This is a genomic window from Actinosynnema sp. NPDC049800, from assembly GCF_040656635.1.
In the GTDB taxonomy this organism is placed as follows: Bacteria; Actinomycetota; Actinomycetes; order Mycobacteriales; family Pseudonocardiaceae; genus Actinosynnema.
Window position 1 is genome coordinate 1 of sequence record NZ_JBFAMT010000012.1, and the last position, 20,275, is coordinate 20,275.

22 protein-coding genes and 2 tRNA genes are annotated in these 20,275 nt (G+C 71.1%); 5 read left to right on the top strand and 19 right to left on the bottom strand.

Features of this window, described 5'->3' with window-relative positions:
• Positions 1-91 precede the first annotated feature (91 nt).
• The 5 genes from AB0I91_RS16625 to AB0I91_RS16645 all read right to left on the bottom strand — a co-directional run bounded on the left by AB0I91_RS16625 (position 92) and on the right by AB0I91_RS16645 (position 5,432).
• Positions 92-1,459, bottom strand: coding sequence for an NAD(P)(+) transhydrogenase (Re/Si-specific) subunit beta (locus tag AB0I91_RS16625; protein WP_498783930.1), 1,368 nt, complete (start codon positions 1,457-1,459; stop codon positions 92-94).
• Positions 1,456-1,779, bottom strand: a complete 324-nt coding sequence (locus AB0I91_RS16630) for an NAD(P) transhydrogenase subunit alpha part 2 (RefSeq protein WP_498783932.1) — start codon at positions 1,777-1,779, stop codon at positions 1,456-1,458. Before AB0I91_RS16630 ends, AB0I91_RS16625 begins: the two co-directional genes overlap by 4 nt.
• On the bottom strand, positions 1,776-2,873 hold the full coding sequence (locus AB0I91_RS16635) for a Re/Si-specific NAD(P)(+) transhydrogenase subunit alpha (protein ID WP_498783934.1): 1,098 nt from the start codon (positions 2,871-2,873) through the stop codon (positions 1,776-1,778). The genes AB0I91_RS16630 and AB0I91_RS16635 overlap by 4 nt, the downstream gene beginning before the upstream one ends.
• 93 nt (positions 2,874-2,966) lie before the next feature.
• Entirely contained in the window at positions 2,967-4,127 is a 1,161-nt protein-coding gene (locus tag AB0I91_RS16640; RefSeq protein WP_498783936.1) for a nitric oxide synthase oxygenase, read from the bottom strand.
• A gap of 171 nt (positions 4,128-4,298) precedes the next feature.
• Positions 4,299-5,432, bottom strand: a complete 1,134-nt coding sequence (locus AB0I91_RS16645; RefSeq protein WP_499637377.1) for an FAD-dependent monooxygenase — start codon at positions 5,430-5,432, stop codon at positions 4,299-4,301.
• Between the two features lie 60 nt (positions 5,433-5,492).
• Between AB0I91_RS16645 and AB0I91_RS16650 the strand changes: the two genes are divergently transcribed.
• On the top strand, positions 5,493-6,077 hold the full coding sequence (locus AB0I91_RS16650; RefSeq protein WP_499637379.1) for a TetR/AcrR family transcriptional regulator: 585 nt from the start codon (positions 5,493-5,495) through the stop codon (positions 6,075-6,077).
• A gap of 138 nt (positions 6,078-6,215) precedes the next feature.
• Positions 6,216-7,370, top strand: coding sequence for a macrolide family glycosyltransferase (locus tag AB0I91_RS16655; RefSeq protein ID WP_499637381.1), 1,155 nt, complete (start codon positions 6,216-6,218; stop codon positions 7,368-7,370).
• Positions 7,371-7,410: 40 nt separating this feature from the next.
• On the opposite strand, the gene AB0I91_RS16660 is transcribed toward AB0I91_RS16655, so the two are convergent.
• The 3 genes from AB0I91_RS16660 to AB0I91_RS16670 are packed head-to-tail and all read right to left on the bottom strand — an operon-like array spanning position 7,411 to position 9,367.
• Positions 7,411-7,650: a helix-turn-helix transcriptional regulator gene (locus tag AB0I91_RS16660; RefSeq protein WP_033437276.1), complete on the bottom strand. Its 240-nt coding sequence runs from the start codon at positions 7,648-7,650 to the stop codon at positions 7,411-7,413.
• Positions 7,647-8,498 carry an ABC transporter permease gene (locus tag AB0I91_RS16665; RefSeq protein WP_498783944.1) on the bottom strand — a complete coding sequence of 284 codons (852 nt, stop codon included), beginning with the start codon at positions 8,496-8,498 and terminating at the stop codon, positions 7,647-7,649. The genes AB0I91_RS16660 and AB0I91_RS16665 overlap by 4 nt, the downstream gene beginning before the upstream one ends.
• Positions 8,495-9,367 (bottom strand): ABC transporter ATP-binding protein, encoded by an 873-nt coding sequence (locus AB0I91_RS16670; RefSeq protein WP_499618066.1) that lies wholly within the window; start codon positions 9,365-9,367, stop codon positions 8,495-8,497. The genes AB0I91_RS16665 and AB0I91_RS16670 overlap by 4 nt, the downstream gene beginning before the upstream one ends.
• 188 nt (positions 9,368-9,555) lie before the next feature.
• Here AB0I91_RS16670 and AB0I91_RS16675 point away from each other — a divergent pair, with 188 nt between their 5' ends.
• Positions 9,556-10,755 carry a cytochrome P450 gene (locus tag AB0I91_RS16675; RefSeq protein WP_498783946.1) on the top strand — a complete coding sequence of 400 codons (1,200 nt, stop codon included), beginning with the start codon at positions 9,556-9,558 and terminating at the stop codon, positions 10,753-10,755.
• Complete coding sequence (locus tag AB0I91_RS16680) at positions 10,752-10,946, top strand: ferredoxin (protein ID WP_230566834.1); 195 nt, start codon at positions 10,752-10,754, stop codon at positions 10,944-10,946. The genes AB0I91_RS16675 and AB0I91_RS16680 overlap by 4 nt, the downstream gene beginning before the upstream one ends.
• Before the next feature lie 49 nt (positions 10,947-10,995).
• Here AB0I91_RS16680 and AB0I91_RS16685 read toward each other — a convergent pair whose 3' ends face one another.
• The 8 genes from AB0I91_RS16685 to AB0I91_RS16720 all read right to left on the bottom strand — a co-directional run bounded on the left by AB0I91_RS16685 (position 10,996) and on the right by AB0I91_RS16720 (position 16,657).
• Positions 10,996-11,343: a type II toxin-antitoxin system PemK/MazF family toxin gene (locus tag AB0I91_RS16685; RefSeq protein WP_498783948.1), complete on the bottom strand. Its 348-nt coding sequence runs from the start codon at positions 11,341-11,343 to the stop codon at positions 10,996-10,998.
• Positions 11,330-11,560 carry a ribbon-helix-helix domain-containing protein gene (locus tag AB0I91_RS16690; RefSeq protein WP_498783950.1) on the bottom strand — a complete coding sequence of 77 codons (231 nt, stop codon included), beginning with the start codon at positions 11,558-11,560 and terminating at the stop codon, positions 11,330-11,332. The genes AB0I91_RS16685 and AB0I91_RS16690 overlap by 14 nt, the downstream gene beginning before the upstream one ends.
• Positions 11,557-12,966 (bottom strand): MFS transporter, encoded by a 1,410-nt coding sequence (locus tag AB0I91_RS16695; RefSeq protein WP_498783952.1) that lies wholly within the window; start codon positions 12,964-12,966, stop codon positions 11,557-11,559. Before AB0I91_RS16695 ends, AB0I91_RS16690 begins: the two co-directional genes overlap by 4 nt.
• A 37-nt stretch (positions 12,967-13,003) precedes the next feature.
• Positions 13,004-14,044 (bottom strand): sigma-70 family RNA polymerase sigma factor, encoded by a 1,041-nt coding sequence (locus AB0I91_RS16700; RefSeq protein ID WP_499637383.1) that lies wholly within the window; start codon positions 14,042-14,044, stop codon positions 13,004-13,006.
• Positions 14,045-14,213: 169 nt separating this feature from the next.
• Positions 14,214-15,110, bottom strand: coding sequence for a glycosyltransferase (locus AB0I91_RS16705; RefSeq protein WP_499637385.1), 897 nt, complete (start codon positions 15,108-15,110; stop codon positions 14,214-14,216).
• 349 nt (positions 15,111-15,459) lie between these two features.
• Positions 15,460-15,534: transfer RNA gene (locus AB0I91_RS16710), tRNA-Ile, on the bottom strand.
• 87 nt (positions 15,535-15,621) lie between these two features.
• Positions 15,622-16,467: an oxygenase MpaB family protein gene (locus AB0I91_RS16715; protein ID WP_499637387.1), complete on the bottom strand. Its 846-nt coding sequence runs from the start codon at positions 16,465-16,467 to the stop codon at positions 15,622-15,624.
• Between the two features lie 118 nt (positions 16,468-16,585).
• A tRNA-Asn gene (locus AB0I91_RS16720) sits at positions 16,586-16,657 on the bottom strand.
• Between the two features lie 136 nt (positions 16,658-16,793).
• Between AB0I91_RS16720 and AB0I91_RS16725 the strand changes: the two genes are divergently transcribed.
• Positions 16,794-17,024 (top strand): hypothetical protein, encoded by a 231-nt coding sequence (locus tag AB0I91_RS16725; RefSeq protein WP_073889848.1) that lies wholly within the window; start codon positions 16,794-16,796, stop codon positions 17,022-17,024.
• Between the two features lie 44 nt (positions 17,025-17,068).
• Here the strand turns inward: AB0I91_RS16725 and AB0I91_RS16730 are convergent, their stop codons facing one another.
• From AB0I91_RS16730 to dnaG, 3 genes are read right to left on the bottom strand one after another with little or no spacing between them, the layout of a single operon-like run.
• Entirely contained in the window at positions 17,069-17,815 is a 747-nt protein-coding gene (locus AB0I91_RS16730; protein ID WP_499637389.1) for a trans-aconitate 2-methyltransferase, read from the bottom strand.
• Between the two features lie 53 nt (positions 17,816-17,868).
• A complete protein-coding gene (locus AB0I91_RS16735; RefSeq protein WP_499618058.1) occupies positions 17,869-18,372 on the bottom strand; it encodes a hypothetical protein in 504 nt (167 codons plus the stop codon).
• Positions 18,372-20,270 carry a DNA primase gene (gene dnaG / locus AB0I91_RS16740; protein ID WP_499637391.1) on the bottom strand — a complete coding sequence of 633 codons (1,899 nt, stop codon included), beginning with the start codon at positions 20,268-20,270 and terminating at the stop codon, positions 18,372-18,374. Before dnaG ends, AB0I91_RS16735 begins: the two co-directional genes overlap by 1 nt.
• Between the last annotated feature and the right edge of the window lie 5 nt (positions 20,271-20,275).

Sequence of the window (20,275 nt, forward strand, 5' to 3'; positions counted from 1 at the left end):
GCATACCGCTGTTGTATGTGGCCCATTCGGCCGTGCCCCCGGGAGCCGCCTCAGGCCCGACTATCGCGAACACGGACTTGTGAAACAGGCGCTAGACGTGCTTCACCGCGGCCAGCAGCTTGGTCAGCGACTCCTTGGCGTCGCCGAACAGCATGGTGGTCTTCGGGTTGTACAGCAGGCTGTTGTCCACGCCCGCGAAGCCGGGCCGCATCGAGCGCTTCATGAACACCACGGCCTTCGCCCGGTCCACGTCGAAGATCGGCATGCCGTAGATCGGGCTGCTCGGCTCGTCCCGCGCGCCGGGGTTGACCACGTCGTTCGCGCCGACCACCAGCACCACGTCGACGCTGCCGATGCCGGGGTTGACGTCGTCGAGCTCCTTGAGGTGCTCGTACGGCACGTCCGCCTCGGCGAGCAGCACGTTCATGTGGCCCGGCATCCGGCCCGCGACCGGGTGGATGCCGTAGTGCACGGTGACGCCGCGCTGCTCCAGCACCTGCGCCAGCTCCCGCGCCGCGTGCTGGCCCTGCGCCACGGCCAGGCCGTAACCGGGGACCACCAGCACCGAGTGCGCGTAGCCGAGCATGATGGCCACGTCGTCCACCGTGCCGGAGCGCACGGTGCGCTGCTCGTCCGTCGCCGCCGCCGTCGAGGTCGGCTTGAAGGCGCCGAACAGGATGTTGGTCAGCGGCCTGCCCATGGCCTGGGCCATCAGCCGGGTCAGGATCGTGCCGGACGCGCCGACGAGGGTGCCCGCGACGATCAGCAGGGTGTTGGCGAGCACGTAGCCGGACGCGGCGACGGCCAGGCCGGTGAACGCGTTGAGCAGCGAGATCGCGATCGGCACGTCCGCGCCGCCCACCGGCAGCACGAACAGCACGCCGAGCGCGAGACCCGCCAGCGCCAGCAGCACCAGCAGCAGGCCGTTCCCGGTCAGCACGACCGACAGCGCGAGCAGCGCGCTCACCGCCGCCGCGCCGATGCCGAGCAGCTGACCCGCGGGCAGCAGCACGGGCCGGGTGGTCATGATCTCCTGGAGCTTGAGGAACGTGACCACGCTGCCGGAGAAGCTGACCGAGCCGATCAGCACGGTGAGCACGGTGAAGACCTGGAACAGCACCGAGCCGTGCGGCACGGCCAGGAACTCCGTCAGCGCCACCAGTGCCGCCGCCGCGCCGCCTACGCCGTTGAACAGCGCCACCATCTGCGGGATGGCGGTCATCTTCACCGACCGCGCCGCCGGGATGCCCACCACGACGCCCGCGACCACGGCGATCACGATCAGCAGCCCGTTGTGCACCGCGCCGTGCGCGTACGCCGTGACCACGGCCAGCGCCATGCCCGCCGCGCCGACGAGGTTGCCCGCGCGGGCGTACTTCGGCGTGCTCAGGCCCTTGAGCGCCAGCACGAAGCACAGCGCGGCGACCAGGTACGCGAGCTGGACCCAGGTGGGGCTCACCCGCCCACCTCCTTGTGGCCGTTGGCCGCGCTCTTGACCGGCCTGTCCGCCTTGTGGCCCTTGAACATCTCCAGCATCCGGTCGGTCACCACGAAGCCGCCGACCACGTTGACCGTGGCCAGGAACACCGCGGCCAGGCCGAGCGTGATCTCCAGCGCGTGCTCGGCGCGGCCGGTGATCAGGATCGCGCCGACGAGGATCACGCCGTGGATCGCGTTCGCGCCCGACATCAGCGGCGTGTGCAGGATCGTGGACACCTTCGACACGACCTCGAAGCCGACGAACACGGCCAGCACGAAGATCGTCAACAGGTCGATCACGGCAGCTCCCTCCTCAGCTCGCCCGCGTGCGTGAGGCAGCAGCCGGCCAGCACCTCGTCGGTGAGGTCCGGCACGACCTGGCCGTCCTTGGTCATCATCAGCAGCAGGTTGGCCACGTTGCGCGCGTAGAGCCTGCTGGCGTGCACGGGCATGCCGCTGGGCATGTTCCTCGCGCCGTAGACCAGCACCTCGCCGACCCAGGTCTCCTCACCCGGGCTGCTGGCGGTGACGTTGCCGCCGGACTCGGCGGCCAGGTCGACCACCACCGAGCCGGGCGCCATCGCCTTGAGCATGTCGTTGGTGACCAGCACGGGCGCCTTGCGGCCGGGGATGGCGGCGGTGGAGATCACCACGTCGGAGGCGGCGACCCGTTCCGCGATCAGCTCGCGCTGGCGTTCCAGGAACGTCTCCGACTGCGCCTCGGCGTAGACGCCCTGCTGCGTTTCGAGGTCCAGTTCGAGGAACCGCGCGCCGAGGCTCTTGACCTCGTCCTTGGCCGCCGCGCGCACGTCGTAGGCCTCGACCACGGCGCCGAGGCGCCGTGCGGTGGCGATGGCCTGCAACCCGGCCACGCCCGCGCCCAGGACGAGCACCTTGGCGGGCGGGATGGTGCCCGCCGCCGTGGTGAACATGGGCAGGAACCTGGGCAGCCGGTTGGCGGCCTCCATCACCGCGCGGTAGCCCGCGACCAGGGCCTGCGACGACAGGGCGTCGGCGGACTGCGCCCTGGTCACGCGGGGTAGCAGGTCGAGGCTGAACGCGGTGACCTTGTTGGCCTTGAGCACCTCGATCAGCTCTGGCTCGCTGTTGGGCTGCAGGAAGCTGATCGTGATGTCGCCCTCGCGGAGGGCGGCGGCCTGCTCTGGTGTCGGCGGTTGGACGGAGACGATCACGTCTGACTGCCCGGCCGGGTGGTCGGCGATGACGTTCGCACCGGCTGCGCGGTAGGCGGCGTCCGAGGCGTGGGCGTGTCTGCCCGCTCCGGCTTGCACGTCCACCGTGAGTCCGGCACCGATCAGCGTGGTCACCGTTTCCGGTAGACCGGCTACGCGGCGCTCGGCGGGCCGCGCCTCGACGGGTATGCCCACTCTCACGGAGAGTCACCCTAGACCGGTGTTGGTGATCTACGCCACAGGTGAACTTCAACGTTAACCGTACATACGTCTTGCTGAGACTTCCGGCCGCTCTCAGTGGATCACCGGGCAGACGCCCTTGGTGTCGCCGGGGAAGAAGTTCGGCACCAGCTCGCGCTTGTCGTAGTACCGGTGGAAGACACTGGTGATCCCGCTCGACATCGGCGGCACGATCCACGTCCAGTCCGCCGGGCACGAGCGGCCCGCCTCTTCCTCCTTCTTGATGTGCGTGAGGAACCGGTCCGACTCGGTGTGGTGGTCGGTGATGGTCACCCCCGCCGCCGCGAACGAGTGCAGCACCGCGCGGTTCAGCTCGACCAGCACCCGGTCCTGCCACAGCGTCCGCACCGACGAGGTGTCCAGGCCCATCCGCTTGCCCAGGTACGGCAGCAGGTCGTACCGGTCGGCGTCGGCGAAGTTGCGCGCGCCGATCTCGGTGCCCATGTACCAGCCGTTGAACGGCGCGGCCGGGTAGTCGATCCCGCCGATGCGCAACCGCATGTTGCTGATCGCGGGCACGGCGTGCCAGCGCAGCCCCAGGTCGGCCAGCCACGGCAGCTCGGGGTGCCCGATAGGCACCTCCAGCACCGCGTCGGGCGGCAGTTCGACCAAGGCCGGCTCGGCGTCCTCCCGTTCCACGATCAGCGGCAGCACGTCGAACGGCCCCCGCCGGGTGGGCGGGCGCCAGCCCATGCCGATCGCCTGCTCGGTCAGCTCGGCGTTGCGCCGGTCACCCAGGACGCCGCCGTCCGAGCCGACGTAGCCCGCGTAGCGGACCAGCTGCTCGTTGCGGATCCTCGGCGCGGGCTGGCCGGGGTCGTCCGGCGCGAACACGGTGATCACCGGGCGGACCTTGCCGCCGTTGGCGGCGAGCTTGAGGTGCTCGACGCACTCGTCCGCGATCTCCTTGGGGTCGCGCAGCTCCCGCAGGTCGCGGACCTTGAGGCTGCGCCAGTACAGGCGGCCGATGCAGCGCGCGCTGTTGCGCCACGCCACCCGTGCGCCGAACGTCAGCTCGTCGGGGGTGTGGCGGTACGTGCCGGTGGCGGCGACCTCGGCGTGCACCTCGGCGAGGCGGTGCTCGACCGGGCCGAGCTCGGGGTGCTCCGCGTGGTGCAGTCGGATGAACTCGTCGGCCTCGGCGAGGTCGACGGTGAAGGCGGTGGCGTCGTGCAGGGGAATGGCTTCAGCCGGACACGAGGGGACGGGGGCCATGGCGGGACACCGTAGTTGCCCTTTCGTGGTTGTCGCACCGCCGTGCCGGGCACCGAGGGGGTGCGACAACGGACCGTTGATGCCACAGAGTGAGTGCTTGATCGCGCAGAAGTGTGACACATCCTGGGAAAACGAGTGATATTCGATCGTTATCCGCTCGAATCACGGCGGTTACCTGTGATTTACATCACAGCCTCGTTGTCCCCTATCGGGTGACAACGACGGCGGTGTCCACGCCAGGAACTTCGTCGCCCTCGCCGAACCCACCGACGCCGGGACCGCGCGCATCGCGGCGTCGCGCATCGTCACGGCCACCGGGTTGCGCACCTTGTGCCCCACCCGCCCGAGCACCCGCGACGCCTTCGCCATCCGCTGCGTGCGCGGCCGGCGTTGGCGGTCGTAGTCGGCGAGCGCGGTCGGCACGTCGTCGGCGCGGGCACACGCGGCGGCCAGCACCACCGCGTCCTCGATCGCCATGCACGCGCCTTGCCCCAGGTAGGGCGTCATCGCGTGGGCGGCGTCGCCGAGCAGCGCCACCCGGCCGCGCACGAAGGTCGGCAGCGGCGTGGCGAGTTCGTGGATGTCGTGCCGCAGCACGGTGTCGGGCGGCGTGGCGTCCAGCAGGTCCGGGATGGGGTCGTGCCAGCCGGCGACGAGGCGGCGCACCTCGCCCAGCTCGTCGGCCGAGCGGCCACCGGCGGGCGCGACGGTGGCCGCGTACCAGCAGACCCGGCCGTCACCCAGTGGGAGGACGCCGAACTCGGTGCCGGGACCGAGGGTCTGGCTGACACCGAGGTCGCGCGGGAACCGAGCGGTCGTCACGCTGCGCCACGCCGTGGTGCCCGCGTACACCGGCTGGGGCAATGTGGGGAACAGCGCCTGCCGGGCGCGGCTGCGGATGCCGTCCGCCGCGACCACCAGGTCCGCGTCCAGGTCGTCCAGGTCGTGCACCTCGGTGTCCGTGACCAGGCACTCCGGCGGCAACGCCGACCGCAGCACCCGGTGCAGGTCCGCCCGGTGCACGGCGACCACGTGGTCCTGGTGCGGCGTCTCGACGTGCGCCAGCGTCCGCCCCTTCCGGTCGCGGATGCCGCCCGGCACGCGGGGCGTGCCGATCCGCCGCACGTCGTCGGCCAGCCCCAGCGCCGCCAGCGCCCGCATGGCGTTCGGCATCACGCCGACGCCCGCGCCGACCTCGCCGAACTCCGCCGCGCGCTCCAGCACCGCGACCTCCCACCCGACCCGCCGCAACGCCACCGCCGCCGTGACACCGCCGAGGCCACCGCCCACCACGACCGCTCTCATGCCCGCTCCTTCTACAGCTGTAGATGCCCGTACTCTACAGCTGTAGAAGGAGGATGCAACGTGACCGAGCGCATGGCCGCCCTCGCCGACGCGGCGATCCACGTGGTGGCCACGAAAGGCATGCGGGGGCTGACCCACCGCGCGGTGGACAGGCAGGCGGGTGTGCCCACCGGCTCGACCTCGGCCTACTTCCGCACCCGGAAAGCGCTCGTCGAAGGCGTCGTGCAGCGGCTCGCCGAACTGGACAACGCCGAGGTGGTCGACGTGAGCACGGACGTCACCCGGGACCTCGACCTGCTGGCCGAGGGCGTCGCGCACGTGTTCGACCAGTGGATGACCACGGCCCGCGAACGCACGCTGGCCCGGTACGCGTGCCTGCTGGAGGCCACCCACCACCCCGAGCTGCGCGGCATCCTGGCCCACGGCGAACGGCCGCGCGCACGGATGCGGCAGCTGCTGGCGGCGTTGGGCGCGGAGGACCCGGAGCGCCAGGGCCGGGACCTGGTGGCGTTCCTCGACGGCCTCGTGTTCGACCGGCTGGCCGGCCCGGGCACGCTCGGGGCGCCTCCACCCGGGACCCCGGAGAGCCGCGCCGAACTGGCCGCGGCGATCCGCACGGCGCTGCGCGGCGTGCTCGGGAAATGAGTGGCGCCCGGCGCTATCGTCAATCGCATGTGGGCCTTCGGGATCTTCTACCTCTGAGTTCGGGGCTGCCGTCCACCCCCACGCGCCACGCGTGACGGGGTCTTCGAGCCAACCCCCATCCCAGGCGGAGAGTCCCTCATGTCGCACATCGCTTTTCTCAACATCCCCGGCCACGGCCACGTCAACCCGACGCTGCCCGTCGTCACCGAGCTGGTGAACCGGGGCCACCGGGTCAGCTACGCGGTCGACCCCGGATTCGCGGACGTCGTCGAGCGGGCCGGCGCGACGCCGGTCGTGCACCCCACGACCCTGCCCACCGAAGACCAGGAGTGGCCGACCGAAGCGGCGCCGGCCATGCGCCTGTTCCTGGCCGAGGCCAAGTCGGTGCTGCCGGTGCTGGAGGCGGCCTTCGGGGCCGACCGGCCGGACGTCGTCGTGTACGACATCGGCGCGTGGACGGCGCGCCTGCTGGCGGGGCGCTGGGGCGTGCCCGCCGTCCAGTTCTCCCCCACCTTCGTCACGTACGAGGGCTGGGAGGAGGAGCTGGGCGACATGGTCGACCAGCCCGAGGTGACCGAGTTCTACGCCGAGCTGGAGCAGTGGCTGGTCGCCGAGGGCGTGGCGCTGCCCGGCCCGGCGTACGTCGGCGACCCGGACCGCGCGGTGGTGAGCATCGCGCGGTCGTTCCAGCCGAACCACGAGTCGGTGCACCCGAAGTACACGTTCGTGGGACCGTGCCTGAGCGACCGGTCGGCGTTCCAGGGCACGTGGGAACGGCCCGCGGACGACCGCCCGGTGCTGCTGATCTCGCTCGGGTCGGCCTACACCAACGAGCCGGGGATCTACCGGCGGTGCTTCGAGGCGTTCGGCGACCTCGACTGGCACGTGGTGATGGCCGTCGGCAAGCACGTCGACCCGGCCTCGCTCGGCGAGCCGCCGTCGAACGTGGAGCTGCACCGGTGGGTGCCGCAGCTGGAGATCCTCTCGCACGCCAAGGTGTTCATCACGCACTGCGGCATGGGCGGCACGATGGAAGGGCTCTACCACGGCGTGCCGATGGTGGGCCTGCCCATGCTCGGCGAGCAGGCCATGAACGCGATGCGCCTGGTCGACCTGGGCGTCGGCAGGCACATCCCGCGCGAGGAGGTCACCGCCGAAGGGCTGCGGTCCGCCGTGCTGGAGCTGGCGGACGACCCGGAGGTGGCCCGGCGGCTGGCCGTGCTCAAGGCCGAGACCCGGGCGGCGGGCGGCACGGCCGCGGCGGCCGACGTGATCGAGGCGGAGTCGGAGTAGCTCAGAGGGGGCGGCGCCTTCTACGCCGCCCCCTCCCCGTCTACGCGGATCGCTCCGAGCTGCCCAACCTGGGGAACGGGTCGGTCGAGAACACGACCTCCACCGGCACCTCGAAGTACTGCGCGATGCGCAGCGCCAGGTACAGGCTGGGGCTGTACTCGCCCCGCTCCAGGTAGCCCACGGTCTGGTAGTGGATGCCCAACGCCTCGGAGAGCTGCCGGCGTGACACTCCCCGTTCCGCGCGCAGCATCGCGATCCGGTTGTAGACGCTTTCGCTCATCGCACCCTCTGCAACGCCGCCTGTCGGCGTTGCTCCATCTCCGCTCCGGACTCACGGCGAGCCATCCGACGCAGGATCGTAGGCGCAAGCAGGAAGCCGACCACCGCCCACACGCCGAGCACGCCCGTCATCTCCAGGATCCGCCAGGTGCCGCCGATCTCCGCGACCGCGGCCGCGTCCGGCAGCAGCGCCGCCCTGGCGCCGTGCCCCGCCCAGTACACCGGGAACACCTGGGCCACGCCCTGCAGCCAGCCGGGCATCGCGGTGATCGGGTAGAAGATGCCCGAGATGGCGATCAGGCCCATCATCGGCAGCATGGTGATGCCCATCGCGCCGCCGGGGCTCTTGGTGACCGACCCGGCGACCGCGCCCCAGGGCAGCATCGACACCATGCCGAGCGCCAGCACGGCGAGCAGGCCGAGCACGCCGCCCACACCCGCGTCCGCCAGCACGTTCACCAGGAACAGGCCCGGCACCAGCACGATCAGCAGACCGGTCAGGGAGTCCAGCGACGTCTGCACGGTCCGGCCGACCAGGTAGCCGACCATCCCGTGCGGCACCGCCTTGGCGCGCAGCAGCGTGCCGTCCTCCCGGTTCATCGAGAGCTGGCCCGCGGGCCCGACCAGGGAGCCGAACACCATCCCCATGCCGAGCAGGCCGGGCAGGGTGAGCGCGGCGAGCGAGAGGCCGGAGCCCTCGACGGACGAGTCGCGCTGGAACCACAGCACGGTCAGCGCGGCGAGCCCGGTGAAGACGTTGTAGGCCTGGTCGGAGCTGCCCATGGAGTGGCGGAACTCGCGCACCCCGCGGTCCACGCCGAGCCGGATGGCCTGTGCCTTGGTGTTCACCGGATCGCCACCTCCTCGTCCGTCGCCTGGCCGCTCTCGTGCCGCTGCACGAGTGCCATGTAGGTGTCCTCCAACGTGCTGCGGCGCACCTCCAGCTCGGAGATGCCCGTCGCGTGCTGGCGGAACAGGTCGCGCACGAACGCCGTCGCGTCCTCCGCGGTGTGCACGTGCCGCAGGCCGTCGTGCGTCCAGCGGACCTCGGACTTGCCCGCCACCTCGCGGCTGAGCTGGTCCGGGCTGCCGTCGGCGATGATCCGCCCGCCCGCGAGCACCAGGATCCGGTCGGCCAGCTTCTCCGCCTCGGCCAGGTCGTGCGTGGTCAGCAGGATCGTCATGCCCTCCAGGTCGGACAGCCGGTGCACCAGGTCGTGGAAGTCCCGGCGCGCGTGCGGGTCGAACCCGGCCGTCGGCTCGTCCAGGAACAGCAGGTCCGGCTTGCCGACGATGCCGATCGCCACGTCCAGCCGCCGCCGCTGGCCACCGGAGAGGCTGCTGATCTTCTTGTGCGCGTGCTCGGCCAGGCCGACGGTCTCGATCAGCTCGTCGGTGTCGAACGGCCGCGGCTGGTGCGGCGTGGCGTAGGGCGCGTAGTAGCGGCCCAGGTGGTGCAGCAGTTCGCGCACCCTCCAGCGGCCGTGGTCGCGCCACGACTGGAGCACCACGCCGAGCCGGGCGCGCCAGGCCTCGTCGCCGACGGCCGGGTCGACGCCCAGCACGCGGACGTGGCCGTCGGAGGGCAGCCGGAAGCCCTCCAGGATCTCGATCGTCGTGGTCTTGCCCGCGCCGTTCGGCCCGAGCAGGGCCAGCACCTCACCCGGGCCCGCGGTGAAGTCGACCCCGTGCAGCACGTCCGTCGTGCCGTAGCGCATCCGCAGATCGCGCACCTCGATGACCAAGGACCCCTCACCTCCCCCTTGTCGGAGTTCTCGAGCATTTTGTAGCACACCTGCTATCACCCGTACTACTGCCGTTCCCTTACGGCTTATTTACTTCACGGCTTCGTGAAACTTCTGTACGTTGCGAAGTAGGTCCCTTTACGCACTGGGAGGTGTGCGAGATGACCGAAACGCTGTACTCAGAGCTGCCGAGCCGACGCACGACGGCGTTCGACCCGCCCGCGGAGTTGGGGTTGCTCCGCGAACGGGCCCCGATCACCCGGATGAAGTTCCCCGACGGGCACCTGGGGTGGCTCGTGACCAGCTACGAGCTGGCTCGCGAGGTGCACGCGGACCGCCGGTTCAGCAGCCGGGCCGAGCTCCAGCACTCACCGCGCACGGTGGCCGGCAAGCCGGTGCCGAAGCGGCCGGCGGCCAAGCCGGGCATGTTCATCGGGATGGACGCGCCCGACCACACCCGCTACCGCAAGCTGCTGACCGGGCAGTTCACCGTGCGGCGGATGAACCAGCTGATGCCGCGCATCGAGCAGATCGTGGCCGACCACCTGGCCGCGATGCGCGCGTCCGGCACGTCGGCGGACCTGGTGGCGGAGTTCGCGCTGCCGGTGCCGTCGATGGTGATCTGCGAGCTGCTCGGCGTGCCCTACGAGGACCGGGCGAAGTTCCAGGAGGACACCGCCAAGGCGCTGCGGCTCGACTCCTCGTTCGAGGAGATCATGGAGGCGTTCGAGCGGCTGGAGGACTTCGTGCTCCAGCTGGCCAAGCGCAAGCACGTCGAGCCGGGCGACGACATGCTGACCGGGTTGATCGCCACCGGCGAGCTGACCGACGAAGAAGTGGCCAACATGGGGCTGCTGCTGCTCGTCGCCGGTCACGAGACCACGGCGAACATGCTGGGCCTCGGCACGTTGTTGCTGTTGCAGCACCCCGAGCAGCTGGCGGCGCTGCAAGCCGACCCGTCGTTGGTGGACAACGCGGTCGAGGAGCTGATGCGGTACCTGACGATCATCCAGTTCGGCACGCTGCGCACGGCGTTGGAGGACGTGGAGATCGGCGGCGTGGTGGTCCGGGCCGGCGAGTCGGTCTCGATCTCGGTGGCCGCCGCCAACCGGGACCCGGCTCGGTTCGAGCGGCCGGACGAGTTCGACGTCCGCCGGTCCGCGGCCGGGCACCTCGCGTTCGGCCACGGCGTGCACCAGTGCCTCGGGCAGCAGCTGGCCCGCATCGAGATGAGGGTCGGCTTCGCCGCGCTGTTCCGGGAGTTCCCGGACCTGCGGCTCGGGGTGCCCGCCGAGGATGTCAGGATGCGCACCGACATGGCGATCTACGGTGTGCACGAGCTGCCAGTGGAGTTCTCGTGAAGGTGGAAGTCGATCCGGACGTGTGCGCGGGGGCCGGGATGTGCGCGTTGACCGACTCCGCGGTGTTCGACCAGGACGAGGTGGACGGGACGGTCGTGCTGCTCCAGCCGTCCCCGACGGGCGAGCACGAGAAGGCGGCGCGGGAAGCGGCGCACCTCTGCCCGGCCGGCGCCATCCGCATCGTGGAGTGACGTGGGCTGCCGGGGCCGCCTCCGGGCGGTCCCGGCGGTGCGCGGCGGCTCAGAGCGACAGGTGCACGCGCAGGGCGTCGTCGAGCTGCTTGAGCACCGCGGGCGGCAGGCCGCCGATCCTGGCGCGGAGCCGGGCCGCGGCGACCGTGCGCACCTGCTCGGCCTGGGCCTTCGAGTCCGCGCCGAGCCCGCAGTCCTTGGCGGGCAGCAGCACCTGGAACGGGTACACCTTGGCGGTGTTCGAGGTGATCGGGACCACGGTCACCACACCCCGGCCGCCCCGTCCGGCGGCCCGGTTCGCCGCGTCGTTGCTGACGACCACGGCCGGGCGGATCTTGTTGGCCTCGGCGCCCTGCGCCGGCTCCAGGTCCACCCAGTAGATGTCACCTCGCCGCATCGTGGACACCGTCTGGCGCGGTCACGTCCCACATGTCGGCGTCCCCTCCGGCTTCCCACTCTTCCCACGCGCTCGCGTAGGCGTTCTCCAGACCCGCCTCGCGCAGGAGCGTGATCGCCTGGTGGATCACCGACGATCGAGAAGCGCTCCGGTGTTGCCGCAGGTAGTGATCAACGAACTCTACGTCCTCCTCGGGGAGGCTCACACTGATTTTCATACCTTCGATGCTACCTCCGGTGCTACCCGGTAGGAACTCGGCATGGCGAGCCCCACCAGCACGCCGAGGGAGGCCAGCACGGCGACCGCGACCATCGAGGCCGAGAAGCCGTCGCTGAACTCCGCGGCCGTCGCGTAGCCGCCGACGGCGCCGAAGACGGCGACCGCCACCGTGGTGCCGAACACGCCGCCGAACATGCGCAGCATCATGAAGACGCCGGACGCCTGGCCGATCCGCTGCGGCTCCACCGCGCCCACTACCGCCTTCTGCGCGGCGGGCATCGCCGCCGTGATGCCGGCCGAACCGAGGACCAGCGCGGGCAGGACCTCCAGGTAGGACGTGTCGGTGTCGACCGCGAAGGCGATCCACCCCATGCCGACCGCCTGCAGGAACAGGCCGCCGACGACGAACCTCCGCTCGCCGACCTTGTCGACCAGGCGACCGGCGATCGGCGCGCACACCATGAGCGTGCCGGTCCACGGCATCAGCATGAGGCCGGTGACGAGCGGACCGTGGCCCTTGACGACCTGGAAGTACTGCGCGAGGAAGAACATCGTGCCGTACAGCGAGGCGAACACCAGGAAGTTCGCCGGGTTGGCGGTGGCGAACGCCCGCAGCTTGAAGAAGGTCATCGGGACCATCGGTCGCGGCGTGCGCTTCTCGTAGAGCACGAACGCGACCACCAGCGCCACGCCGACCGCGAACGAGGCGACGACCTCCGCGCTGCCCCAGCCCGCCGCGTTGCCGCGCACCAACGCCCAGATGACGCCGAACGCGCCCAGCGTCACCAGGCCCAGACCGCCGAGGTCGAGCTTGTCGTTCGGGCCGGTGCTCTCGTCCACCTGCCGCGTGGTGAGCAGGATCGCGACGACGCCGATCGGCAGGTTCAGCCAGAAGATCCACTGCCAGGCCAGGCCCTGGGCGATCGCGCCGCCGATGAACGGGCCGCTCAACGTGGCCAGCCCGGTGAGGCCCAGGTAGAGGCCCATCGCCTTGCCGCGCGTCCGCGGCGGGAAGACCGCGGTGATCAGCGTGAGCGACAGCGGCAGCACCATCGCGGCGCCCGCGCCCTGCAACGCCCGGGAGACGATCAGGAAGACGACGTCCGGCGCCAGCGCGCACGCCACCGACGCGACGGTGAACAACGCCAGGCCCGCGTTGAACACCTTGCGCCGGCCGATCCGGTCGCCGAGCGCCGCGCCGGTGAGCAGCAGGACCGCGAACGTCAGGTTGTAGGCGTTGACGACCCATTCCAGTTGTTCGACCGACGCCGTGAGATCCGCGCGGATCGTGCTCAGCGCGGTGGTCACGACCATGCTGTCCAGGGCCATCATGAACGAGGCCAGCGAGGCGAGACCCAAGGTCCACGCCTGCTTGGACGTCATCCGCTCCACTGCGGTGCTCACCGTTCTCCTCCGGTTCGTTCGCGACTCGGGCTCGTGGTCAGGCGCTGCCGATGGAGGCGCGCAGCGATCGCGGTAGTCCGAAGCGGGGCAGGAAGCAGTTGTCGTGGAACCGGGTGAGGGCGGTGATCCGGTCGCCGGTCAGCGACAGCACCAGCACGCCGTGCGCGTGCAGGATCGGCGTGCGGGGGTCGCGCACGTAGCAGCCGAAGGCCGGTTGGCCGTTCGCGCGGGTCGGGATCAACGCGTACCGCAACCCGTCGCGCAGCGCCACCGTCGTCAGGAAGTGCCCGATGTCGGCCGGGCCCTGGTACTCCAGCGGCATCGGCGGCATGGAGAGCCGCGCGTCGTTGGTCAGCAGGGCCACGACCGCGTCCACGTCACCGTCCTGGAACGCGCGGGCGAAGTCGTCCACGATCCGGCGCTCCAGCGGCGAGTTCGGCAGCGGTGCGCTCTCCCGGTCGAGGTCCAGCGCGCCGCGGGCCCGCTTCAACGCGCTGGTGACCGCATTCTCGGAGGTGTCGAGGATGGTCGCGGCCTCGGCCGCGCGGAAGCCGAGCACGTCCCGCAGGACCAGCACGGCCCGCTGCTTCGGCGGCAGTTGTTGCAGGGCGGTCAGGAACGCCAGCGACACCGATTCCCTGATCTCGTAGCGCGCCTCCGGCCCCGGCGCGTGGTCGGCGATCCCGTCCAGCAGCGAGTCGGGGTAGGGCTCCAGCCAGCTGGGCTCCGCAGGGCGGTGGGACGGCTCGGGCAACCCGGCCTCCGATCGGTAGGCCGCCTGGTCGTTCGGACGACGGGCGCCGGCCCGCAGCGCGTTGAGGCAGCGGTTGGTGGCGATCCGGTAGAGCCAGGTCCGCACCGAAGCCCGCTCCTCGTACCCGCCGATGCCGCGCCACGCCGCCAGCAGCGTCTCCTGCACGAGGTCCTCCGCGTCCTGCACCGAGCCGAGGATGCGGTAGCAGTGGACCTGGAGCTCCCGTCGGTACGGCTCCACGAGCCCGCGGAACGCCTCACCGTCACCGCCGCGCGCCAACGCGAGCAGTTCCGCGGCGCCGCTTGCCTTGGCCGTCCCTCGCATGCGTGACTCCTCCTCTGCCGTGACCACCGCCCACCCGCGTTCGGTGCGGCAGGTCTGCCGTGCGCCGGTGGCCGGAACGCGCTCTCGGATGGGTGGACACCGCCGGAGCCGGGAACTGGTCGGTCCTCGCGCCTCCGGTTTCCCCTTTCGAAGCCGAACCGGCCGGCAGCTAGGCCGCGTGGAGCCGGGCGCGGAGTTCCGCGAGGGACCGGTCGAGGATCCGAGCCTCGAACTGCTGGGGATCGTGCCGTTCCGGGTCGTACTCGGCCATGAGGGCGTAGGTCTGCTCGAACCACCCGCGCAGCCGGGCAACCGTTTGCCGTTCGATCCGGCCACGGGCGACCGCGCTCTCGACGAGGAGTCCGAACTCCTCTTCCATCAACTCCGGCTTCGGCCGCTGCGGGTTCGTCCAGTCGTCCGCGAGCACGGGCCGCATGCGCACCGCGTTGGCGTTCCAGTGGAGCAGCAGCGCGAGGTCCGCCGTGAACCCGCCGGGCAGCGACTCGGGCCAGAGTTCGCGCACGGCGGCGCGTTGGCCGGACCACGGCGTCGAACCGACCTTCGGCAGCAGCTCGGGGAACAAGGTGCCCGCGAGGGGCGCGAAGAACCCGTGCAGCCAGAGCTGCGGGTAGAGCGGACGCCAGTAGAGATCCGACACCGTGGCGTCCGCGGTGCCGTTCAGGATCGGCTCGACGAGCAGCGCCACCAAGGGAGGGTCGCCGAAGTAGCGCAGGTCGCCGTCCACGAGGCAGACGATGTCCCCCTTGCTCGCCGACACACCTCGTGCGATCGCCGCCCCTTTGCCGAGTTCCGCGTCGACCACCGTCGCACCGGCCTCCCGCGCCACGTCGGCCGTCCGATCCGTGCAGCCGCTGGCGCTGACGATCACTTCGCCACTCGTGCCGAGCAGGGAAAGCCCACGTGACGACTCGGACACGACCTCGTCGATCGTGGCTTCCTCGTTGTGCGCCGGGATCACCACGCTGATCGACGCGACCCGACGTTCAAGTGTTCTCCGCGTGACCAGGTCCATGCCCAGTGCCGGGTTGATGGAGGGCAGGGTCATCCATTCGTCCTTCGGTGTCGTCCGCGCCGGGCCGGGCCGGACTCTCGGAGGCAGGCCAAGGACCTCCGCGTGGCAGGCGGGTCGACCACCTCAAGCCCGCCCGCACGCGGCGCGCGCTCAGCCGGGCAAGGGGCAACGTTGACCGTGCCCAGTCAACCGCACCACCTGACCAGCATCAACAGCGCCGACTTCGAACCCACGAGGACGTCTACATGGCGCGCAAGGTCACCAGCCGAAAAGCCGCCGACGCGCTGGAGGCGGTTAAGGGGTTCCGCTCATAAGGTGGGGGTTTAGTGTGGTGACGATCACGAGAGACATCATCGTCACCACACTTCACCGGGCGAAACGGTGGGGCGGGTGGGGTTCGAACCCACGACCTGACGGATTATGAGTCCGCTGCTCTGACCGGCTGAGCTACCGCCCCGCTGACGTGCGGTTCCGGAGGGTACAGAGGGAGGTTCCCCCGCGTCTCGACAACCCGGGCGGCGTGACCAAGCTGTGCACTGGCGGACTACGGGGCTCCGAGGTCGGTCGGCCGGTAGCCCGTCGGGTAGCCCGGGTAGGTCCGGTTCTTCGGGTTGTTGGTCAGGCGTGGCGTCCTCCGTTGCGGGAGGAGGAGGACGGTGGTCGCGCGCACCCGCAGGGCCGTCTTGGCGGCTTTGACGAGCCAGCCCGGCTGCGCGGGGAAGCCGAAGGCGGTCAGCATCGGCTCGTCGAGCATCGCCAGCACCGCGCGGGACGTCAGCGCAGGTGGCACCGGGTACCAGGAGCAGAACAGGTCCAGCGTGTACTGGCCGATCACGCGGTTCGTGTCGCTGTAGGTGAAGTGCTCCTCCTCGTACGCGCGCTTGAACGCCGCGTAGGCGGAGTAGGTCGGCGGCACGTCCTTGACGCCCATCCGGGCGCCCACGGCGCGGTAGAAGTGGAACGCGGCCAGCCGCTCGTGGTCGGTCAGGGGCCGCCAGCCGTACCGGGTGATCCACTCGATCGGGTCGTAGACGAACGTCGACAGCACGTACAGCATGTCGTCGTTCGAGATGTCGTACCGCCCGTGCAGCCGGTTCACCACCCGCAACGCCTCACGCCCGCGCGGCGAGTCGTACCCGTGCTCCACCAACTCGGCCATCAGCAGCGCCGTGTCGTCGTACCGCTGCTGCGGTCGGCGCTCGAACTCGCCGGTCTTGGCCAGCAGCGCCGAGATCGACGGCACGCAGTAGGTCCGGAACAGGGCGAACTCCAGCGACCGCACGTAGTCCCACGGGAACTCGTACCCGGACGAGATGCGCATGATCTCGACGTGGTCCCGCTCCGGGTCCAGCGAGGTGATCCGGCGACGGTTGGCGAAGCGGTCGGCCATGCGGATCAGCCTGCCTCAAGAAACCACCCGAGCGGGGTGACAATCGGGTGACTCGGGGGTACCCGGACCCCATGACACGACAAAACCCCAGGCCGGTGGACCTGGGGCTGCCATCGCGCTCCCCCTACTGGATTCGAACCAGTAACCCTTCGATTAACAGTCGAATGCTCTGCCATTGAGCTAAGGGGGAATGTTCTGTTGTGGGCCGGGCCTCGCGGCCCGACAGCGACAACTCTAGCGCATCCGGAACAGTGCTCGCGCACACCCCCCTCCTCGTGCGGTAGGAAGGGTGTGACCAGGCACGATCTCCAGGAGAGGACCACCTCATGAAGGGCATCCTGCTCGGCGCCGCCGTCGGCTACGTCCTAGGGGCGCGCGCCGGACGCCAGCGCTACGACCAGATCGTGCGCGCCTACCGCTCCTTGGCCGACCACCCGGCCGTCCAGGGCGCTGCGGGCATCGTGCGCGCCAAGGTGGGCGAGAAGACCGGCTTCGGCCGGCACCAGCCCAACGCTAACGGCCACCGCCGCGACCCCGTCATCCCGCGCGCCAACTGAGCAACGCCGAGGCCGCCCTCGCACCGGGGGCGGCCTCGGTGCGGCTACGGCACCCGGGCCACGGCGAAGACCCGGCGGAACGGGAACCACGTCGTGCCGTCCGCCCGCCTCGGGTACGCCTCGCGCAGCAGCGGCACCAACCGACCGCGGAACGCGGCCCACTCGCCGTCGTCCAGCGCCGCCCGGATCGGCCGCAGCGCCGTCCCGGTGATCCACTCCAGCACGGCGTCCTCCCCTTCCAGCCGCTGCAGGTACGTCGTCTCCCACGCGTCCACCGCGCAGCCGTCGAGCACCTCGGCGTACCCCACGGGGTCGAGCACCGGCGACGGCCGCAGCAGGCCGCGCAACGCGGGCCACGACGCGTCGACCAGCGACCGCACCAGCTCGTGCGACGGCCCGGAGAAGTTGCCCGGCACCTGCATCGCCAGCCACGCGCCGGACGGCAGCGCCCGCACCCACTGCCGCAGCAGGTCCTCGTGCCCGGGCACCCACTGCAGCACCGCGTTGGTCACCACCACGTCGGTGTCCGGCTCGGGCTCCCACGCCGCCACGTCACCGACCCGCGCGTCGACCCCGCGGGCTCGCGCGGCCGAGACCATCTCCGGTGACGAGTCCAGCGCCTCCACCACGGCCGACGGCCACCGCTCGGCCAGCGAGGCGGTCAGGTTCCCCGGACCGCAGCCGAGGTCGACCACCCGGCGCGGCGAGGTGGCCCCGACCCGCGCCACCAGCTCGTGGAACGGCCGCGACCGGTGGTCGGCGAACGCGAGGTACTTGCCCGGATCCCACATGCGTGCACCCCCAGTAACAGTACGACTGTACTGCTACCGTACGCCGACCACGCTCACCCGCGCAGCTTGGCGATCTTCGCCGCCACCGACGCCGCGACCTCGCGGACCCGCTCGACGTCCACGCCCGGATCGGGCCGCACCTGCAGCACCACGCCGTCCTGCCCGGTCACCTTGCGCTGCACGAACCACGCGCCGACCGTCTCGTTGTGCTCCCGCGACCTGATCGACCCGGTCACCCGCTCGTGCACGACCTCGGGCACCTTGCCCGGCGACTCCAGCGGGAACCGCCGCGGCGGCAGGTCGCGCAGCACCACGGCCGCGCCCGCGGTGCCGTCCTCGACCGCCTCGACCACCGCCAACGCGTTCCCGCTCCACGTGGCCTTGCTGATCAGGTGCCACCCGACCCTCCGGGGGCCGGGGACCCACAGCCCGTACGACGTCGCCACGAGCCACTCGGAGCCCACGGCGGCCGACGCGAGCACGTTCTCGTCGGCCTCCAGCACCCCGGTGAACCCCTCGGGCGCGCCCGAGCCGAAAACCCTCCGGAACAGCCCCATCACAGCCCGCCCGCCGCTTGTTGGCCCAACGCCTTGTGGTAGTCCTCCAGCGCGATGAGGTCGCCGAACAGCGCCCGGTACTCGTCGGGCTCCTCCACCGGCGACACGCGCCGCAGCCGGGACTTGATCTCGGTGATCTGCCCCGCCACCAGGATCTGCTGCAACCGCGCCAGCACGCCCTGCACGTACCGGTACTCGTCGTCCGCCTTGACCCGGAGCTGCTCCACGGACAGCTCGGTCAGCACCGACCGCACGGCCTGGTGCCGGCACGCCTGCGACACCGCGTCCAGGAACGCCGGACCCGACAGCCCGGACGACGCGCCGCCCGCCTCCCGGATCGCCTGGTGCAACGCCAGGTACGCGGGGTGCGTGAACGCCTCGTCGGGCAGCGAGTCGTAGTACGGCCCGGCCATCTCGGGCAGCTGCAACGCCGCCTTCAGCGCCTCCCGCTGCGCCCACAGCGCCGGGTCGCGCGGGTCGGGGCGCGACGGACCGTCGACGTCCACGGCCAGCGCGCCCTGGTTCGGGTCGACCGGCGCGGCGGCACGACGTGACGGCGCGGGCGCCCGGCCGGTCGCCGTCTCACGCACCCGGCGCACCACGGCCGACTCGTCCTCCCAGCCGACCCACCAGGCCAGCCGGGTCGCGTAGCCGTCCCGCTTGGCCCGGTCCTTGATCTGGGCCACGAACGGCACCATGACCTTGAGCGCCTCGACCCGGCCGTCCACCGAGTCGAGGTCGTAGTCCTTCAACCGCGTCTTGATGGCGAACTCGAACAGCGGCGTGCGGCGGGCCACCAGGTCGCGCACGGCCACGTCGCCCTTCTCCTGCCGCAGCTCGCACGGGTCCATGCCGTCGGGCGCGATCGCGATGTAGGTCTGCGCGGAGAACGCCTGCTCGCCCTCGAACGCCTTCAGCGCCGCCTTCTGCCCGGCCGCGTCGCCGTCGAAGGTGAAGATGACCTCGCCGTTCATCGAGTCGTCGATGAGCAGCCGGCGCAGCACGTTCATGTGGTCCGCGCCGAACGCCGTGCCGCAGGACGCGACCGCCGTCGGCACGCCCGCCAGGTGCATGGCCATCACGTCGGTGTAGCCCTCGACGACCACGGCCTGCCTGCGCTTGGCGATCTCCCGCTTGGCCAGGTCCAGCCCGAACAGCACCTGCGACTTCTTGTAGATCGGGCTCTCGCTGGTGTTGAGGTACTTGGCCTGGATCGGGTCGTCGTCGAAGATCCGGCGGGCGCCGAAGCCGACGACGTCGCCGCCCATGTCCCGGATCGGCCACAGCAGCCGGCGGTGGAACCGGTCGATCGGTCCCTGCCTGCCCTCCTTGGTCAACTGGGCCTTGAGCAGCTCGGTGAGCTCGAACCCGCGCCCGAGGAGGTGCTTGGTGAGCTTGTCCCAGCCGCCCGGCGCGAAACCGCAGCCGAACTGCCGGGCCGCGGCCTCGTCGAAACCGCGTTGGGCGAGGAACTCCCGTGCGGCCAACGCGTCCGGCGTGGCCAACTGCTCGGCGTAGAACTCGGCGGCGACCCGGTGCGCCTCGATGAGCCTGCTGCGGGTGCCGCGGTCGCGCTGGACGGTCGCGCCGCCGCCCTCGTAGGTGAGCTGGATGCCCGCCCGGTCGGCCAGCCGCTCGACGGCCTCGACGAACCCGAGGTGCTCGATCTTCATCACGAACGCGATGACGTCGCCGCCCTCGCCGCAGCCGAAGCAGTGGAACGTGCCGTGCGAGGGGCGGACGTTGAACGACGGCGACTTCTCGTCGTGGAACGGGCACAGGCCCTTCAACGCGCCGGCGCCGGCACCGCGCAGGGAGACGTGGTCTCCCACGACCTCGTCGATCCGGCTCCGGTCACGCACCAGTGCGACGTCGCTCTCCCGGATGCGTCCTGCCACGTCGA

Coding starts and splice junctions, on each gene's coding strand:
- AB0I91_RS16640 (WP_498783936.1), bottom strand. CDS start 4,127: ATGGCCCCCGTCCCCTCGTGTCCGGCTGAAGCCATTCCCCTGCACGAC.
- AB0I91_RS16645 (WP_499637377.1), bottom strand. CDS start 5,432: ATGAGAGCGGTCGTGGTGGGCGGTGGCCTCGGCGGTGTCACGGCGGCG.
- AB0I91_RS16655 (WP_499637381.1), top strand. CDS start 6,216: ATGTCGCACATCGCTTTTCTCAACATCCCCGGCCACGGCCACGTCAAC.
- AB0I91_RS16660 (WP_033437276.1), bottom strand. CDS start 7,650: ATGAGCGAAAGCGTCTACAACCGGATCGCGATGCTGCGCGCGGAACGG.
- AB0I91_RS16670 (WP_499618066.1), bottom strand. CDS start 9,367: ATGCGCTACGGCACGACGGACGTGCTGCACGGGGTCGACTTCACCGCG.
- AB0I91_RS16675 (WP_498783946.1), top strand. CDS start 9,556: ATGACCGAAACGCTGTACTCAGAGCTGCCGAGCCGACGCACGACGGCG.
- AB0I91_RS16685 (WP_498783948.1), bottom strand. CDS start 11,343: ATGCGGCGAGGTGACATCTACTGGGTGGACCTGGAGCCGGCGCAGGGC.
- AB0I91_RS16690 (WP_498783950.1), bottom strand. CDS start 11,560: ATGAAAATCAGTGTGAGCCTCCCCGAGGAGGACGTAGAGTTCGTTGAT.
- AB0I91_RS16700 (WP_499637383.1), bottom strand. CDS start 14,044: ATGCGAGGGACGGCCAAGGCAAGCGGCGCCGCGGAACTGCTCGCGTTG.
- AB0I91_RS16705 (WP_499637385.1), bottom strand. CDS start 15,110: ATGACCCTGCCCTCCATCAACCCGGCACTGGGCATGGACCTGGTCACG.
- AB0I91_RS16715 (WP_499637387.1), bottom strand. CDS start 16,467: ATGGCCGACCGCTTCGCCAACCGTCGCCGGATCACCTCGCTGGACCCG.
- AB0I91_RS16725 (WP_073889848.1), top strand. CDS start 16,794: ATGAAGGGCATCCTGCTCGGCGCCGCCGTCGGCTACGTCCTAGGGGCG.
- AB0I91_RS16730 (WP_499637389.1), bottom strand. CDS start 17,815: ATGTGGGATCCGGGCAAGTACCTCGCGTTCGCCGACCACCGGTCGCGG.
- AB0I91_RS16735 (WP_499618058.1), bottom strand. CDS start 18,372: ATGGGGCTGTTCCGGAGGGTTTTCGGCTCGGGCGCGCCCGAGGGGTTC.